The organism is Halomonas sp., assembly GCF_033549285.1.
In the GTDB taxonomy this organism is placed as follows: Bacteria; Pseudomonadota; Gammaproteobacteria; order Pseudomonadales; family Halomonadaceae; genus Halomonas.
Window position 1 is genome coordinate 21,455 of sequence record NZ_JAWSUJ010000017.1, and the last position, 16,165, is coordinate 37,619.

At 69.2% G+C, this 16,165-nt stretch carries 16 protein-coding genes; 10 read left to right on the plus strand and 6 right to left on the minus strand.

Going from position 1 to position 16,165, the window contains the following annotated elements:
• Window positions 1-2 precede the first annotated feature (2 nt).
• Both SCI24_RS05805 and SCI24_RS05810 read left to right on the plus strand, forming a co-directional pair.
• On the plus strand, window positions 3-869 hold the full coding sequence (locus SCI24_RS05805) for a methylenetetrahydrofolate reductase (RefSeq protein ID WP_318724479.1): 867 nt from the start codon (window positions 3-5) through the stop codon (window positions 867-869).
• Window positions 870-1,077: 208 nt separating this feature from the next.
• On the plus strand, window positions 1,078-1,677 hold the full coding sequence (locus tag SCI24_RS05810; RefSeq protein WP_318724480.1) for a glycine zipper 2TM domain-containing protein: 600 nt from the start codon (window positions 1,078-1,080) through the stop codon (window positions 1,675-1,677).
• Between the two features lie 79 nt (window positions 1,678-1,756).
• On the opposite strand, the gene SCI24_RS05815 is transcribed toward SCI24_RS05810, so the two are convergent.
• The gene (locus tag SCI24_RS05815; protein ID WP_318724481.1) at window positions 1,757-3,241 is read right to left on the minus strand and encodes a Na+/H+ antiporter NhaC family protein; all 1,485 of its coding nucleotides are present in this window, start codon (window positions 3,239-3,241) and stop codon (window positions 1,757-1,759) included.
• Window positions 3,242-3,322: 81 nt separating this feature from the next.
• Window positions 3,323-4,696, minus strand: coding sequence for a glutamine synthetase family protein (locus SCI24_RS05820; protein WP_318724482.1), 1,374 nt, complete (start codon window positions 4,694-4,696; stop codon window positions 3,323-3,325).
• 255 nt (window positions 4,697-4,951) lie between these two features.
• Here SCI24_RS05820 and SCI24_RS05825 point away from each other — a divergent pair, with 255 nt between their 5' ends.
• The 4 genes from SCI24_RS05825 (at window position 4,952) to SCI24_RS05840 (ending at window position 8,959) form a co-directional block, all read left to right on the plus strand.
• Complete coding sequence (locus SCI24_RS05825) at window positions 4,952-5,719, plus strand: gamma-glutamyl-gamma-aminobutyrate hydrolase family protein (protein ID WP_318724483.1); 768 nt, start codon at window positions 4,952-4,954, stop codon at window positions 5,717-5,719.
• Window positions 5,720-5,746: 27 nt separating this feature from the next.
• Window positions 5,747-7,135, plus strand: a complete 1,389-nt coding sequence (locus tag SCI24_RS05830; protein WP_318724484.1) for an aspartate aminotransferase family protein — start codon at window positions 5,747-5,749, stop codon at window positions 7,133-7,135.
• Window positions 7,132-8,634 (plus strand): aldehyde dehydrogenase, encoded by a 1,503-nt coding sequence (locus tag SCI24_RS05835; protein ID WP_318724485.1) that lies wholly within the window; start codon window positions 7,132-7,134, stop codon window positions 8,632-8,634. The genes SCI24_RS05830 and SCI24_RS05835 overlap by 4 nt, the downstream gene beginning before the upstream one ends.
• Window positions 8,635-8,788: 154 nt before the next feature.
• Window positions 8,789-8,959, plus strand: coding sequence for a DUF6435 family protein (locus SCI24_RS05840; RefSeq protein WP_318724486.1), 171 nt, complete (start codon window positions 8,789-8,791; stop codon window positions 8,957-8,959).
• A 9-nt stretch (window positions 8,960-8,968) separates the two neighbouring features.
• Here the strand turns inward: SCI24_RS05840 and SCI24_RS05845 are convergent, their stop codons facing one another.
• From SCI24_RS05845 to gatC, 4 genes are read right to left on the minus strand one after another with little or no spacing between them, the layout of a single operon-like run.
• Window positions 8,969-9,520: a cupin domain-containing protein gene (locus SCI24_RS05845; protein ID WP_318724487.1), complete on the minus strand. Its 552-nt coding sequence runs from the start codon at window positions 9,518-9,520 to the stop codon at window positions 8,969-8,971.
• Window positions 9,521-9,546: 26 nt separating this feature from the next.
• Window positions 9,547-11,001: an Asp-tRNA(Asn)/Glu-tRNA(Gln) amidotransferase subunit GatB gene (gatB, locus tag SCI24_RS05850; protein ID WP_318724488.1), complete on the minus strand. Its 1,455-nt coding sequence runs from the start codon at window positions 10,999-11,001 to the stop codon at window positions 9,547-9,549.
• The gene (gatA, locus tag SCI24_RS05855; protein WP_318724489.1) at window positions 11,001-12,536 is read right to left on the minus strand and encodes an Asp-tRNA(Asn)/Glu-tRNA(Gln) amidotransferase subunit GatA; all 1,536 of its coding nucleotides are present in this window, start codon (window positions 12,534-12,536) and stop codon (window positions 11,001-11,003) included. Before gatA ends, gatB begins: the two co-directional genes overlap by 1 nt.
• Before the next feature lie 51 nt (window positions 12,537-12,587).
• A complete protein-coding gene (gene gatC / locus SCI24_RS05860; protein ID WP_318724490.1) occupies window positions 12,588-12,875 on the minus strand; it encodes an Asp-tRNA(Asn)/Glu-tRNA(Gln) amidotransferase subunit GatC in 288 nt (95 codons plus the stop codon).
• Window positions 12,876-13,056: 181 nt separating this feature from the next.
• Between gatC and SCI24_RS05865 the strand changes: the two genes are divergently transcribed.
• Genes SCI24_RS05865 through SCI24_RS05880 form a run of 4 tightly spaced genes read left to right on the plus strand, consistent with a single transcriptional unit; the run spans window position 13,057 to window position 16,146 of the window.
• Window positions 13,057-14,094, plus strand: a complete 1,038-nt coding sequence (locus SCI24_RS05865) for a rod shape-determining protein (protein WP_089846023.1) — start codon at window positions 13,057-13,059, stop codon at window positions 14,092-14,094.
• 58 nt (window positions 14,095-14,152) lie between these two features.
• Window positions 14,153-15,025 carry a rod shape-determining protein MreC gene (mreC, locus tag SCI24_RS05870; protein ID WP_412929132.1) on the plus strand — a complete coding sequence of 291 codons (873 nt, stop codon included), beginning with the start codon at window positions 14,153-14,155 and terminating at the stop codon, window positions 15,023-15,025.
• Window positions 15,025-15,513, plus strand: a complete 489-nt coding sequence (mreD, locus tag SCI24_RS05875; RefSeq protein WP_318724491.1) for a rod shape-determining protein MreD — start codon at window positions 15,025-15,027, stop codon at window positions 15,511-15,513. The genes mreC and mreD overlap by 1 nt, the downstream gene beginning before the upstream one ends.
• 27 nt (window positions 15,514-15,540) lie before the next feature.
• Window positions 15,541-16,146, plus strand: coding sequence for a Maf family protein (locus tag SCI24_RS05880; RefSeq protein WP_318724492.1), 606 nt, complete (start codon window positions 15,541-15,543; stop codon window positions 16,144-16,146).
• Window positions 16,147-16,165: the final 19 nt, after the last annotated feature.

The window sequence follows — 16,165 nt, forward strand, 5'->3', positions numbered from 1 at the left end:
GGATGACGGCGACCCGCTTCGAACTGCTGCCTATCGCGGGCCTGAAGGAGGCGGCCCGGGAGCTGCCGCCCGGCGCCGTGGTGACAGTGACCTGCTCGCCGCGCCACGGGCTGGAGCGCACCCTGGAGGCCAGCGAGTGGCTGGTCGGAGAGGGCTTGCGGGTGGTGCCGCACCTCGCCGCCCGGCTGGTGCACGACCGCGCCCACCTGGCGCAGGTGCTGGGGCGCCTCGCGGCGCTGGGTATCGACGATGCCTTCGTGGTGGGCGGGGATGCCGAGCGCCCGGTGGGGGCCTATCCCCACGGACGGGCGCTGCTCGAGGCCATGGCCGGGCTCGAGCAGCGCCCGGCGCGCCTCGGCGTGCCGGCCTATCCGGAAGGCCATCCGTGGCTGACGGAGGCGGAGCTGCAGCGCGACCTGGAGGCCAAGGCGGCGCTGGCCGACTACGCCGTTACCCAGCTGTGCTTCGAGGCGACCCCGCTGCTGACCTGGCGCGAGCGGCAGCGGCGGCTCGGCCTGACGCTGCCGGTGCTTGCCGGCACTCCCGGGGTGATGGAGCCCAGGCGACTGCTCGCCATCGCCCTGCGCCTGGGGCTGGGGCCGTCGGTGCGCGCCCTGCGCCGCCAGTCGGGCTGGTGGGCACGGCTGCTGCGGCCTGGGGCCTACTGCCCCGATGCCCTCCTGGAGGGGCTGGGGCCAATGCTGGGCGACCCCGCTGCCGGCTTCGCCGGCCTGCATCTATTCACCTTCAACCGGGTCGCCGACACCCGCCGCTGGCTGGAGTCGCGTCAGCACCCGATGGTCGAACGGCCAGCGGGCGACTCGCCGGAGGCCCCGCTCGTCATCTCCGCCGGCGAGCCCCTGGCCTGAGCGCCTGGATCGTCGCCATTCGGTGACAACAGGTCAGCAAATGTGAAACCCGCGGAATCCCCCTGATGTCCTGCATCGCGAGGCTTATACTGGGGGCGATTCCCGAGAGGCGCAGGATGCGCCCTCACCATCGCCCCTTTTCCGTCACGCATCTCCCGGAGCCTCGTGATCATGAAGAGGCGCGGCAGCGTCCCCCAGGAGGTGCAAGATGAGCAAGTCGATCGTGATAGGTTCCACCCTGGCCGTGCTGGGGCTGGGCGGGCTGGCCTTCGGTGCCTGGCAGATCCAGGACCAGCAGCGCGGCCCCGAATACGCCCAGATCACCAACGTCGAGACTCTGACGCGCACGGTGGAGACCCCCCGCGAGGTCTGCGAGGAGGTGGTCGTGCAGCTGCCGCCGGAAGCCCCGACGGGGCAGGGCGCCAGCCGTGATCCCCATCGTGTGGTAGGCACCGCGGCTGGGGCCATCGTCGGCGGCCTGCTCGGCAACCAGGTCGGCGGCGGCAGCGGCAAGAAGATCGCCACGGTGGCCGGTGCCATCGGCGGCGGCCTGGCCGGGCGCGAGGTCCAGGAGCGCGTGGAGGCGCGCCAGCATGCCCAGGCGGCGCAGTCCCAGCCGCGCACCACCACCCGCCAGGAGTGCCGCACCGTGGTCGACACCCGCCAGGAGACCGAGGGCTACGAGGTCACCTGGCGCCACGGCGAGACGGTGGAGACCAGTCGCCTGGACAGCCCGCCCCAAGGCGACCGGGTCCTGCTCGAGGAGGGGCAGCCGCAGTGGAATGCCGTCTCCTCGCAAGGTGGCTGAGCAAGCTTCATCTCGTCATGAAAGACAGCGCCCCGGCCATTAGTGGCCGGGGCGCTGTCGTCGAGGGTGTGCGATCGGCTCAGGTCAGCAGGTAGCCCAGTGCCAGGAAGCCCGTTGCAGTGATGCCAGCCCCCATCAGGGCGTAGGGGAACTGTGTCAGGGCGTGCTGCATCGGCTGGCAGCCGCTGCCCTGGGAGGAGAGGACCGAGGAGTCGGAGAAGAAGCAGGCATGGCTGCCGAAGCTTGAGGCAGAGAGCAGTGCACCAACGACCAGCGGCATCGGAGCTCCCATGCTCTGCGCGATGGGTACCACGATGGGGATCGAGATCACGAACACCCCCCAGGATGAGCCGGTTGCAAAGACCACCACGGCCATGGAGAGGAACACGATGGCCGGCAGCAGAGCGACCGTCAGGTAGGGCGTCAGAGCGTCGATCATGAAGGCGGTCATGCCCAGCTGGTCATTGATCTCGCGTAGCACGAAGCCCACCGCGACGATGGCCAGCGGCAGCATCATGGTGCGAAAGCCGTCCATGATGGCATCCATCAGGGTGGCAAAGGTGGCCAGGCGCTGTATCAGGTAGAGCAGGATGGTGAACATGACCGCCACGATCACCCCCTTGAGCAGGTCGATCTCGAACCAGGCACTGGCGCCAATGAGTACAGCCATAGGCGCCAGGAAGTTGACCACGCCGACCCTGGATTGGGTACGAGGGACATCGTCCTCGCCGAGCTCGATATCGGGTGCTCCGTCGGGGACCGGCTGGCCGCCCCGGGCGCGGGCTTCGGCGGCCTTCATCGGTCCGATGTCCGGCATGATCCCGCTGGCCACCAGGAGGACCAGGCCCATGGCCACCCAGCCATAGAGCATGAAGGGAATCGACTGGATGTAGAGCCACATGCCTGATGTCTCGGTGGCTCCGTTTGTCTCGAGCAGCTCGGCGAAGTAGACCGCCCAGGTGGAGAGCGGCACCAGAATGCAGATCGGGGCCGCCGTGGAGTCGACGATGTAGGCGAGCTTCTCGCGTGAGACGCCGAAGCGGTCGGTGAGACGCTTCATGGCTGCCGAGGTGGCAAGGGCGTTGAGGTAGTCATCGATGAAGATCAGCACTCCCAAGGCGGCGGTGCTCAGCAGCGACTGGCGGCGTGTCCTCACCAGGCGGGTCATGAAGTGGCTGAAGCTCAGGGTACAGCCCGATTTCTCCAGCATGGCGATGAAGCCGCCCATCAGCCCGCAGACCAGGATCAGCCAGGCAATGGTCTCGTCCATCATCACCGTCAGCGAGATGTCGGCCAGCTCGCCGACGAAGTCCTGGGGCTGGAGCAGGATCAGGCCAGAGATCGCGCCGATCGCCAGGGCCTCGAGGGTGCGGTGGGTGGCGATGGCCACTACCAGCACGATCAACGAGGGGACTAGGCTGATCCAGCCATAGTCGCTTTCGGCAGGATGGGTGAGGGTCAGGCCGACGACCGTGGTCATGATCAGGCTGAACAGCAGCAGGGTGCGTCCCGAACCGCGCCGGTCCGGAAGCGAGGGGGCAAAGGGATGGGCAGGATGGCTCATGCTTGGCTTCCTTGGAGGTCTTGTTGGAAGTCTGGGGAGTCAGGTGGGGGCCTTGTACGGAGAGGGCCCCGTGTGGTCCGTTCACACGTGGCGCAGGTACCAGTCGTACTCGAGCTTGCTGACCGCCTGCATGGCCTGGTCCCGCTCGGCACGGCGGTTGGCCAGGAACACCGCGAGGAAGTCCGCGCCCAGTGCCGCGGCCAAAGGCTCGCTCTGTTCCAGCAGGTCCAGGGCCTGGCACCAGCTGTTGGTCAGGCTGGGCGCGACCTGGTCATAGGCGTTGCCGGTGATGGCGGGCGGTGGCGTCAGCTGCCGCCGTAGCCCGTGGTCGATGGCGCCGAGCAGGGTCGCCAGCAGCAGGTAGGGATTGACGTCGGCGCCGGCCACCCGGTGCTCGATGCGCCGCGCCGCATTGGGCCCGGAAGGGATGCGCAGCGCCACCGAGCGGTTGTCGTAGCCCCAGGTCGGGGCCATGGGCACATAGAGCCCGGGCTGGAAGCGACGGAAGGAGTTGAGGTTGGGGGCGAAGAGCGCCATCGAGGCCGGCATCAGCTCGAGCAGCCCGGCCACGGCGTGCTGCATCCGCGGCGTGCCGAGCGGGGCGCCGTCCTCGGCCGCGAAGACGTTGTTCCCCGCCTCGTCGAGCAGGCTGATATGGACATGGGTGCCGTTGCCGGCCTCCTGCCCATAGGGCTTGGCCATGAAGGTGGCTTCGAAACCATGGTGCAGGGCCACGCCCTTGATCAGCCGCTTGAGCAGCACCGCGCTGTCGCAGGCCGCGAGGGCATCATCGCAGTGGATCAGGTTGATCTCGAACTGTCCCGGGGCGCACTCCTTGAGGGCAGTGTCCAGCGGCAGCCGCTGGGTCCGGGCGGCGGCATGGATCTCCTCGAGCAGTTCGGCATACTCGTCGAGCTCGTTGATCGAGTAGAGCTGGCTCTGCGCGGCGCGCTCGCCGGTCGCCGGCGAGCAGGGCGGCTGGACCATGCCCAGGGCGTCCCGGCGGCGGTCGACCAGGCTGAACTCCATCTCCACGGCCACCACCGGCGTCAGCCCGGCGCGACGCAAGCGCTCCAGCACCCGGGCAAGCACCTGGCGGGGGTCGGCGAAGAAGGGCGCCCCGTCGGCCTCGGTCATGGTCATCAGCAGCTGCGCCTGGCGGGCATCGCGCAGCCAGGGGCTCGGCATCAGGCTGCCCGCCACCGGGCGGCATACCCGGTCGCTGTCGCCGATCGAGAGGCCCAGGCCCGTGGACTCGATGGTGTTGCCCAGGATATCCAGGGCGAACACCGAGGCCGGCAGGTTGACCCCGTCCCGGTAGGCCTTCTCGAGGTTGTCTCGGGGGATGCGCTTGCCGCGCAGCACCCCGTTCAGGTCGCTGATCAGCAGGTCGACGCTGTCGACGTCGGGATGGCGGTCGAGGAAGTCGCGGGCTTCGTCGGCTGGGGAGGGCATGGGGCCACCTATCGGCTTCGGTTCATTGTTCGATGGCTGTCATCTTTGAAGCACACACCCATGTTGTCAAATCTTTTACGTATTTCGCCAGCTGCTGGTGGCCATTGATATCTTGTTGGTTCAATTTTATTCAATTATTACAGATGTCTGGGGAGTAATGGCGGTGGCGGGGTGTCGATGGGGGTTGGCAAGGTTAATCAACGGCGATATGTTGAGCAAAGCATAACAATCATCCTGCTTTCCAAGGAGACCGCCATGCGCACCCGACCCCTGGTAGGCGTGATCGCCTGCCGGCGCGAGGTGGAAGGCCACCCCGCTCACATGGTCACCGACAAGTACCTCTCCGCCCTGCGCGACTATGGCCTGGCGCCGGTGATCCTGCCGGTGTGGGAGGACGCGGTGGAGAGCGAGCTGCTGGCGTCGCTCGACGGCCTGCTGCTCACCGGCAGCTACACCAACGTCGAGCCGCAGCGTTACGGTGCCGAACGTGCTCCGGAGAACACCCGGGATGACCCCCATCGCGATGCCGCGGCGCTGGGCTGGATTCCCGCCGCCCTGGACCTGGGGCTGCCGCTGCTGGGCATCTGTCGCGGCTTCCAGGAGCTCAACGTGGCCTTCGGCGGCACCCTGCACCAGGCGGTGCAGCGGGTGCCGGGCATTTTCGACCATCGTGAGCCGGAGGGCGACCGCGAGGCCAAGTATGCGCCGAGCCACGACATCACCCTGGTGCCCGGCGGACGGCTCGCCGCGCTCCATCCCGAGCCGGCGTCCCGGGTCAATTCGCTGCACCAGCAGGGCATCGCCGAGCTGGGACCGGGGCTCGTCGCTGAGGCCCTGGCCCCGGACGGGCTCGTCGAGGCGATCTCGGTCGCCGGTGCCCCTGGCTTCGCCCTGGCGGTGCAGTGGCATCCCGAATGGAAGCCCCGCGAGCACCCGCTCTACGACGCCCTGTTCCGGGCCTTCGCCGCGGCCTGCCAGGCCCATCGCGGTGCCCGCATCCCGTCACCCGCCGTCGACGCCTGAGGCCGTCGCCCCACCCGGAGGAGCATCATGTCGCATTCGCTTCAGGCATTGGACCGTGCTCACCACCTGCACCCCTTCACCGACTTCAAGGCGCTGGGCGAGGAGGGTAGCCGCATCATCGAGCGTGCCGAGGGGGTCTACATCTTCGACGCCGAGGGCAACCGGATCCTCGACGGCATGGCGGGCCTGTGGTGCGTCAACCTGGGCTACGGTCGTGAGGAGCTGGTCACGGCCGCCGCCGAGCAGATGCGCCAGCTGCCCTACTACAACAACTTCTTCAAGACCACGCACCCGCCGGCAGTGAAGCTCGCCGAGAAGCTCTGCGCGCTGGCGCCGGCGCACCTCAACCACGTCTTCTTCACCGGCTCCGGTTCCGAGGCCAACGACACCGTGCTGCGCATGGTGCGCCGCTACTGGGCGCTCAAGGGCAGGCCCGAGAAGCAGTGGGTGATCGGCCGCGAGAACGGCTACCACGGCTCCACCGTGGCCGGCATGAGCCTTGGCGGCATGGCGCCCATGCACGACCAGGGCGGGCCCTGCGTGCCGGGCATCACCCATGTGCGTCAGCCCTGGTGGTTCGGCGAGGGGCGCGATCAGGATCCCGAGGCCTTCGGCCGAAAGTGCGCGACTGCCATCGAGGAGAGGATCCTGGAACTGGGCGAGGAGAAGGTCGCGGCCTTCATCGCCGAGCCGGTGCAGGGCGCCGGCGGCGCCATCATGCCGCCGGAAAGCTACTGGCCGGCGGTCAAGGCGGTGCTGGCCAAGTACGATATCCTGCTGGTGGTGGACGAGGTGATCTGCGGCTTCGGCCGCCTGGGCGAGTGGTTCGGCAGCGTCCACTATGATCTCGCCCCCGACCTGGTGCCCATCGCCAAGGGGCTCTCCTCCGGCTACCTGCCGATCGGCGGGGTGCTGGTCGGCGACCGGGTCGCCGACACCCTGGTCGAGGAGGGCGGCGAGTTCTTCCACGGCTTCACCTACTCCGGCCACCCGGTATGCGCCGCGGTGGCGCTGAAGAATCTGGAGCTCATGGAAGCCGAGGGCGTGGTCGAGCGGGTCCGCGACGAGCTGGGGCCCTACCTGGCGCGCCGCTGGGCCACGCTTTCCGACCATCCCCTCGTCGGCGAGGCCCGCTCGCTGGGGCTGATGGGCGCCCTGGAGCTCATCGACCCCGCCAGCGGCGAGCGCTTCGACAAGGCCCTGGCCGCCGGCAACCTGTGCCGCGACATCAGCTTCCGCCGTGGCCTGGTGATGCGCTCGGTGGGTGATACGATGATCATCGCCCCGCCCCTGGTGATCACCCGCGAGCAGATCGATGAACTGGTGACCCTGGCCCGCGAGGCGCTGGACGAGACCGCCCGTCGCCTGGCGCCGAGGGTCGCCGACGAACCGCAACCCGAGGAGAGACCCGAATGAGCCGTCCCGTACCACCCAAGACCCTGGCCGACTGGCAGGCCCTGGCCGCCGGCCTGACCCTCGAGTCGCGCGCCTTCATCGACGACGCCTTCGTCGAGGCCGCCAGCGGCGAGACCTTCGACACCCTAAACCCGGCCACCGGCGAGCGCCTGGCCCGGGTCGCCAGCTGCGATGCCGCCGACGCCGAGATCGCCGTGGGCCATGCCCGGTCGGCCTTCGACGGCGGCGCCTGGTCGCGCCTGGCGCCGGGGCGGCGCAAGAAGGTGCTGCTGCGCCTGGCCGACCTGATGGAGGCCAACAAGCACGAGCTGGCGCTGCTCGACACCCTGGACATGGGCAAGCCGGTGAATAGCTCGCTGGGCGACATGGCCGGGGCCATCGGCTGCATCCGCTACCAGGCGGAGTGCATCGACAAGCTCTACGGCGAGGTGGCGCCCACCGGGGAGGAGACCCTGGCGCTGGTGCTGCGCGAACCGCTGGGCGTGGTGGCCTCCATCGTGCCCTGGAACTTCCCGCTGATGATGACCGCCTGGAAGATCGCCCCGGCGCTGGCCGCCGGCAACAGCGTCATCTTGAAGCCCTCGGAGAAGTCGCCGCTCTCGGCGCTGCGCCTGGCCCAGCTGGCCCGCGAGGCGGGGCTGCCCCGCGGCGTCTTCCAGGTGCTGCCGGGCTTCGGCCACACCGTGGGCAAGGCGCTGGCGCTCTCCATGCAGGTCGACTGCCTGGCCTTCACCGGCTCCACCGGCGTGGGCAAGCAGCTGATGCAGTATGCCGGCCAGTCCAACCTCAAGCGCCTCTACCTGGAGTGCGGCGGCAAGAGCCCCAACCTGGTCTTCGCCGACTGCAAGGACCTGGACAGGGTCGCCCGCCATGCTGCCGAGGCGATCTTCCACAACCAGGGCGAGGTGTGCATCGCCGGATCCCGCCTGCTGGTGGAGAACTCGATTCGTGAGGCCTTCGTCGACAAGGTGCTGGCCGCCGCCGAGGAGATGCAGCCCGGCGACCCGCTCGACCCCGAGAGCTTCATGGGGGCGATCGTCGACGAGACCCAGCATCGGCGGATCCTCGACTATATCCGCCAGGGCGTCGAGGAGGGGGCCAGGCTGCGTTGCGGGGGCGAGGCCCTGGAGGGCCAGGGGCTCTTCATCCCGCCCACGGTGTTCGACGGCGTGACCCCGGCGATGGCCATCGGCCGCGAGGAGGTCTTCGGCCCGGTGCTCTCGGTGTTCGGCTTCGACCGCGAGGAGGAGGCCATCGCCATGGCCAACGACAGCGACTTCGGCCTGGCAGCGGGCCTGTGGAGCCAGGATATCGACCGCATCATGCGCGTGACGCGTCGGCTGGCCTCCGGCCAGGTGTTCGTCAACAACTGGGCCGGCGGCGACCAGACCATGCCCTTCGGCGGGGTCAAGCAGTCCGGCAATGGCCGCGACAAGTCCCACCACTCCCTGGAGGAGTACTCCGACCTCAAGAGCGTGTGGATGTCGCTCGCCACCTGACCCGCGCTCATCGGCATGAAAGCGGTGAGGCCGGCACCCCGGGGGTGCCGGCCTCGTTTTTTTGTACTGTTTTAAATAATTGTACAGTTATTGCATAGCATTCTGCCCGCCGGGCGAGTAGCCTGAGGGGACATTCCCGGCAGGAGACAGCGCCATGTTCGGACTCTTCAAGAGCGACCCGTCGAAGAAGCTGCAGAAGGCCTACGAGCATAAGCTCGAGCAGGCCATGCTGGCCGCCCGCAACGGCGACATGCGCGCCAACGCCTCCCTGACCGAGGAGGCGGAGGCACTGCGCGAGGAGATCGAGAAGCTCAAGGCGTCCTGAAACGCCGGGTCAGAAGGTCCGCGCCGGGGTCGCGCAGCTGACCAGCCGGCAGGGCTCGCGGCCGGGGTTGCGGAAGCGGTGGGGCACGTTGGTCTCGAAGTAGTAGGCCTCGCCGGCGCCCAGCACCCGGGAGTCGGCGCCAATGGTGATCTCGATCTCGCCCTCCAGCACCACCCCGGCCTCCTCGCCCTGGTGGGCAATCATCTCGCGGCCGGTGTCGGCCCCGGGCGGATAGGTCTCGATCATGAAGGCCAGGGCGCGATCGCGGCGGTCGGCGCCCACCAGCTTGTAGATGACGTCGCCCGAGCCCACGTCGGCCAGCTCATCGGCCGAGTAGAACACCCGCCGGCCGTTCTCCAGGTCCATGGTGAAGAAGTCCCCGACGCTCATGGGAATGGCGTCGAGGATCTTCTTCAGCGAACTGACCGAGGGGCTCACCTTGCCCTGCTCGATCAGCGACAGGCTGGAGTGGGTGACCCCGCAGCGCTTGGCCAGTTCGCGCTGGGAGATGCCCTTCAGGGTGCGCAGGGCGCGCAGTCGCGCGCCGACATCATCCGACATCCGGTTCTCCTTCCCTCAGCGCGGGCTCAGCACAGCGCGTCGAGCTTCTCTTTCAGCAGGGCATTCACCTGCTGGGGATTGGCGGTGCCCCGCGAGGCCTTCATCACCTGGCCGACGAAGTAGCCGATCATCTTGCCGCGCTTTTCCGGCTCGGCGTCCCGGTACTGGGCCACCTGGGCGGGGCTGTCCGCGATCACCTGGTCGATCATCGCCTCGATGGCGCCGGTGTCGGTGACCTGCTTGAGCCCCTTGGCCTCGATCACCTCGTCGGCGGACTGGCCCTCGCCGTTCCACAGCGCCTGGAAGACCTGCTTGGCGGCCTTGCCGTTGATGGTGTCGTCCATCACCCGGCTGACCAGCTCGCCGAGCTGGGTCGCCGAGACCGGGCTGTCCTGGATCGGCAGGCCCTCGCGGTTCAGGGCCCCGGAGAGCTCGCCCTGGACCCAGTTGGCGGCCAGCTTGGCATCGCCGCAGGCCTCCTTGACCGCCTCGAAGTATTCGGCCATCTCGCGGCTCGCCGAGAGCACCCCGGCGTCGTAGGCGGAGAGGCCGAGCTCGTCCTGGAAGCGGGCGCGCTTGTCGGCGGGCAGCTCCGGCAGGGTGTCGCGCAGGTGGTCGACGTAGGCCCGGTCGAGCACCACCGGCAGCAGGTCGGGGCAGGGGAAGTAGCGGTAGTCGTTGGCCTGCTCCTTGGTGCGCATGCTGCGGGTCTCGTCCCGCTCGGGGTCGAACAGGCGGGTCTCCTGGACCACCTCGCCGCCATCCTCGAGCAGCTCGATCTGGCGCTCCACCTCGAAGGCGATGGCGCGCTCGACGAAGCGGAAGGAGTTGACGTTCTTGATCTCGGCGCGGGTGCCGAAGCTCGCCTGCCCCCTGGGGCGCACCGAGACGTTGACGTCGCAGCGCATCGAGCCCTCGGCCATATTGCCGTCGGAGATGCCGAGATACGTCACGATGGAGTGGATCGCCTTGAGATAGGCCGCGGCCTCCTTGGCCGAGCGCATGTCCGGCTCCGAGACGATCTCCAGCAGCGGGGTGCCGGCGCGGTTGAGGTCGATCCCGGTCATGCCGTGGAAGTCCTCGTGCAGCGACTTGCCGGCATCCTCCTCGAGGTGGGCGTGATGCACGCGGATGCGCTTGGTCGCGCCGTCCTCCAGGGTGATCTCCACCTCGCCAGGACCGACGATGGGGTGATACATCTGGCTGGTCTGGTAGCCCTTGGGCAGGTCCGGATAGAAGTAGTTCTTGCGGTCAAACACCGAGACCTCGGGGATCTCGGCGTGGATCCCCAGCCCGAACTGCACGGCCATGGCCACCGCGGCCTCGTTGAGCACCGGCAGCACGCCGGGCAGTCCCAGGTCCACGGCGCAGGCCTGGCTGTTGGGTTCGGCGCCGAAGGCGGTGGAGGCGCCGGAGAAGATCTTCGACTTGGTGGCGAGCTGGACGTGGACCTCCAGCCCGATCACGGTTTCCCATTGCATCACAGGGTCTCCTCGGCAAGCGCGGGACGACGCAGGTGCCAGTCGGTGGCCTGCTGGAACTGGTGGGCGACGTTGAGCAGCCGCGCCTCGGCGAAGTGGGTGCCCAGTATCTGCAGGCCTACGGGGCGGCCTTCCGCGGGGCGGCCTTCCGCGGGGCGGCCTTCCGCGGGGCGGCCTTCCGCGGGGCGGCCTTCCGCGGGACGGCCCCCGACGAAGCCGGCCGGCACGCTGATGCCGGGGATGCCCGCCAGGTTGATGGCGATGGTGTAGATGTCCTGAAGGTACATGGAGACCGGGTCCTTCTTCGCCCCCAGGTCGAAGGCCGGGGTCGGCGAGGCCGGCCCCATCAGCACGTCGACCTCGTCGAAGGCGTCGAGGAAGTCCTGGCGGATCAGACGGCGGACCTGCTGGGCCTTCTTGTAGTAGGCATCGAAGAAGCCCTCGGAGAGGGTGTGGGTACCCATCAGGATGCGCCGCTTGACCTCCTCGCCGAAGCCCTCGGCCCGCGAGCGCTTGTAGAGGTCGGTCAGGTCGGCGGGGGCCTCGCAGCGGTGGCCGAAGCGCACCCCGTCGTAGCGCGAGAGGTTGGAGGAGGCCTCCGCCGGGGCGATGACGTAGTAGGCCGGGATGGCGTAGTGGGTGTGCGGCAGGCTGACCTCGCGCACCGTGGCGCCCAGCGACTCGTAGACGCGGATCGCCTCGCGCACGGCCTCCTCCACCGCGGGGTCGAGCCCCTCGCCGAAGTACTCCCGGGGCAGGCCGATCTTCAGCCCGGCCAGGGAGGCGTCGAGCTCCTCGGTGTAGTCGGGCACGCCGCGGGCCACGCTGGTGGAGTCGCGCAGGTCATGGCCGGCGATGGCGGTGAGCAGGCGGGCGCAGTCCTCGGCGGTGCGCGCCATGGGGCCGGCCTGGTCGAGGCTCGAGGCGTAGGCGATGATGCCGTAGCGCGAGACCCGCCCGTAGGTGGGCTTCAGGCCGGTGATGCCGCAGAAGGCGGCCGGCTGGCGGATCGAGCCGCCGGTGTCGGTGCCCATGGCGGCGGGCACCAGGCCGGCGGCCACGGCGGCGGCGCTGCCGCCGGAACTGCCGCCCGGCACGGCGCCCAGGTCCCAGGGATTCTTCACCGGCCCGAAGAAGCTGTTCTCGTTGGATGAGCCCATGGCGAACTCGTCCATGTTGGTCTTGCCCAGGCTCACGGTGCCGGCGGCCCTGAGCTTCTCGACCACGGTGGCGTCATAGGGGGCGACGAAGTTGTCGAGCATCTTCGAGCCGGCACTGGTCTTGACACCCTGGGTGCAGAAGATGTCCTTGAGCGCCAGGGGCACACCGGTCAGCGGGCCGGCGTTGCCGGCGGCGCGGGCGGCATCGGCCCGATCGGCGGCCTCGAGGGCCTGCTCGGCGGTCACGGAAATGAAGCTGTTGAGGTCGCCGTCGAGGCGCTCGATGCGCGCGAGCAGCGCCTGGGTGAGCTCGCGGCTGGAGAACTCGCCGGTGGCGAGGCCGGCGGCGAGTTCCGTCAGAGTCTTGTCATGCATGGGCCCTGGGCTCCGTGATGGCTTGCCGGAAACGGATGGGAGTGGCACGGGTCATTCGACGACCCGCGGGACCAGGTAGAGGCCCTGTTCCACCGCCGGGGCGCAGCGCTGGAAACGCTCGCGCTGGTCGGTCTCGGTGACCTCGTCGGCGCGCAGCCGCTGGGTGGTCTCCAGGGGGTGGGCCAGCGGGGCGACCCCCTCGGTGTCCAGGGTCTGGAGCTGGTCGACCATCGCCAGGATGCGGCCCAGGTCGTCCAGGTAGTGGGCGGCCTCGTCGTCGTCCAGGCCGAGCCGGGCCAGGTGGGCGGCCCTGAGAACGTCTGCGTGTTCAAGCGCCATGATCGGATGTCCTCGACAGGCAGTGGGGTCTGGGAAATGACCGCAGAAGGTATCACATCCGTCGCCTCGCTGGCAGGGCCGGGAATGCCGCGCGCCGCGGGACTTTGCTTGCTGCCGGTAGGCCGCGGTGATACCGTTTGCGTCCGCACAGGGTTCCCGGACTGCACTAGGTAACGACTCCATGTTCAAACGCTTGAGGGGGCTGTTTTCCAGCGATCTGTCGATCGATCTGGGGACGGCCAATACGCTGATCTATGTCCGCGGTCGCGGCATCGTGCTCGATGAGCCATCGGTCGTGGCGATTCGCCAGTCCGGCAACATGCGCAGCGTGGCCGCGGTAGGGGCCGATGCCAAGCGGATGCTGGGCCGGACCCCCGGCAACATCACCGCCATCCGTCCGATGAAGGACGGCGTGATCGCCGACTTCACCGTCACCGAGCAGATGCTGCAGTACTTCATCCGCAAGGTGCACCAGAGCACCTTCCTGACGCCTAGCCCCCGCGTGCTGGTCTGCGTGCCCTGCATGTCAACCCAGGTCGAGCGCCGCGCCATCAAGGAGTCCGCCGAGGGCGCCGGGGCCCGCGAGGTGTTCCTGATCGAGGAGCCCATGGCGGCCGCTATCGGCGCCGGCCTGCCGGTGGAGGAGGCCCAGGGCTCGATGGTCGTCGACATCGGCGGTGGCACCAGCGAGATCGCCATCATCTCGCTCAACGGCGTGGTCTACTCGGAATCCATCCGCGTCGGCGGCGACCGCTTCGACGAGGCGATCATCGCCTACGTACGCCGCCACTACGGCAGCCTGATCGGCGAGGCCACCGCCGAGCGGATCAAGGAGGAGATCGGCTGCGCCTATCCGGGCGGCGAGCTGCGCGAGATCGACGTGCGCGGCCGCAACCTGGCCGAGGGCATCCCGCGCAGCTTCACCCTCAACTCCCACGAGATCCTCGACGCCCTCCAGGAGACCCTCGGCTCCATCGTCGCCGCGGTGAAGAGCGCCCTCGAGCAGTCGCCACCCGAGCTCGCCTCGGACATCGCCGAGCGCGGCCTGGTGCTGACCGGCGGCGGGGCGCTGCTGCGCGACCTCGACAAGCTGATCGCCGAGGAGACCGGCCTGCCGGTGATCGTCGCCGAGGACCCGCTGACCTGTGTGGCCCGGGGCGGCGGCAAGGCCCTGGAGATGATCGACCAGCACACCTTCGAGCTGCTTTCCAGCGACTGACTCGGGGGGACGCCCTATCAAGCCGCTGTTCTCGCATGGACCGCTGCCGGGCTATCGCATGCTGCTGTGCGTGATCCTGGCGTCGGCGCTGATGTTCGCCGATACCCGCTTCACCCGCATGGAGCCCGTGCGGGCCCAGCTCTCCACCCTGGTGGCGCCCATCCAGTGGCTGGTCAGCCTGCCCAGTGACGTCCTCAACTGGGCCTCGCTGGCGCTCTCCGACCAGCGGGCCCTGGTGGACGAGAACCGCCGCCTGCGCGAGCAGATCCTGACGCTCTCCCACCGCGTGCAGCGCATGGCGAGCCTGACCGCCGAGAACGTGCGGCTGCGGGAGCTGCTCGCGGCCACCCGCCAGCGCGACATGCCCTACATCACCGCCGAGCTGCTGTCGCTGGACCCCGATCCCTTCACCCACCAGATGGTCATTGACCGCGGTCGCCGGGATGGCGTCTACGTCGGCCAGCCGGTGCTGGATGCCTCGGGGCTGGTCGGCCAGATCACCGCCACCTCGGCCTACTCCAGCCGGGTGCTGCTGCTGGCGGATGCCAGCCACGCCCTGCCGGTGCAGGTCAACCGCAACGGGCTGCGCTTCGTCCTCCAGGGGGCGGGCAGCTACGAGGCCCTCAACGTCACGCATGTCCCCGACACCGCCGACATCCGCGAGGGCGACCTGCTGACCACCTCGGGGCTGGGCGGGCGCTTCCCGCCGGGCTACCCGGTGGCCAGGGTCGCCGAGGTGGTCCATGACCCGGGCCAGCCCTTCGCCCGGGTCACCGCCGCGCCGGTGGCGCAGTTGCAGCGCTCACGCCACTTCCTGCTGCTCTTTCCGCCCGCGCCGCCCGCCGCGCCCCCCGAGGGCGAACTGGCCGCCCCGGCCCTCGAGGCGGCCCGTCGCATCGGCTCGGCGGCGACCGACGAGGAGGCGCCCTGATGGCCACGTCCCCGCCTGCCAACCTGCTGTGGATCTGGGTGACCCTGCTGCTGTCGCTGTGCCTGCAGGTGATGCCGCTGGCCGATGGCTGGCAGGTGTGGCGCCCCGACTGGCTGGGCCTGATGCTGATCTACTGGTGCATGCGCGAGCCGCTGCGGGTCGGTGTCTTCCACGGCTTCGTGCTGGGCCTGCTGTTGGATCTCATCGAGGGTGCGCCGCTGGGGCAGAATGCCCTGCTGCTGTCGCTGCTGGCCTTCCTCTGCGCCCTGGTCTATGCGCGTTTCCGGGCCTATTCGCTGGTCCAGCAGGCGGTGCTGATCTTCGTGCTGCTGGGCATGGTCCAGCTGGCCGAGCAGTGGCTGAGAACCCTCTTCGGGCCCGCCTCGATGCACCTCTCCTTCCTGCTCTCCGCGCTGATCGGGGCGGTGCTCTGGCCCTGGCTGACCACCCTGTTCGAGGCGCTGGGGCGCCGCCTCGCCCGCGACTGATCTCATGCCACCCGACGAGGAGCCGCCATGACCCTCGATCCCGTGCTCTGCCTGGCCTCGGCCTCGCCGCGCCGCCGCGACCTGCTCGCCGCCATCGGCGTAGCGGTGGAGGTGCGCCCCGTGGACATCGACGAGACGCCGGGCGCCGGCGAGGCGGCGCACCACTATGTGCGCCGCCTGGCCCGGGAGAAGGCACTGGCCGGTGCCCCCCGCTCCGCGCTCCCCGTCCTGGGGTCGGATACCGCCGTGGTGTGCGACGGCGAAATCCTCGGCAAGCCCGAGGGGCCGGCGCAGGCCGCGGCCATGCTGCGAGGGCTTTCCGGCCGTGCCCACGAGGTGCTCACCGGGGTGGCGGTCACCGGCCCCGCCGGGCTGCTGACGGCCTGCGTGACCACCCGTGTCTTCCTGCGCCCGATCAGCGACGCGGAGCTTGCCGCCTACTGGGCCACCGGCGAGCCGGCGGACAAGGCCGGCGGCTATGCCATCCAGGGCCTGGCGGCGGTGTTCGTCGAGCACATCGAGGGCAGCCACTCGGCGGTGGTGGGGCTGCCGCTCTTCGAGACCGCCGAACTTCTCGGCCGGCAGGGCGTGCCGCTCTGGAACGGGGCGCTCCCGAGCGGGCCTATGTCATAATGGCCGCAGACTTTTCTGG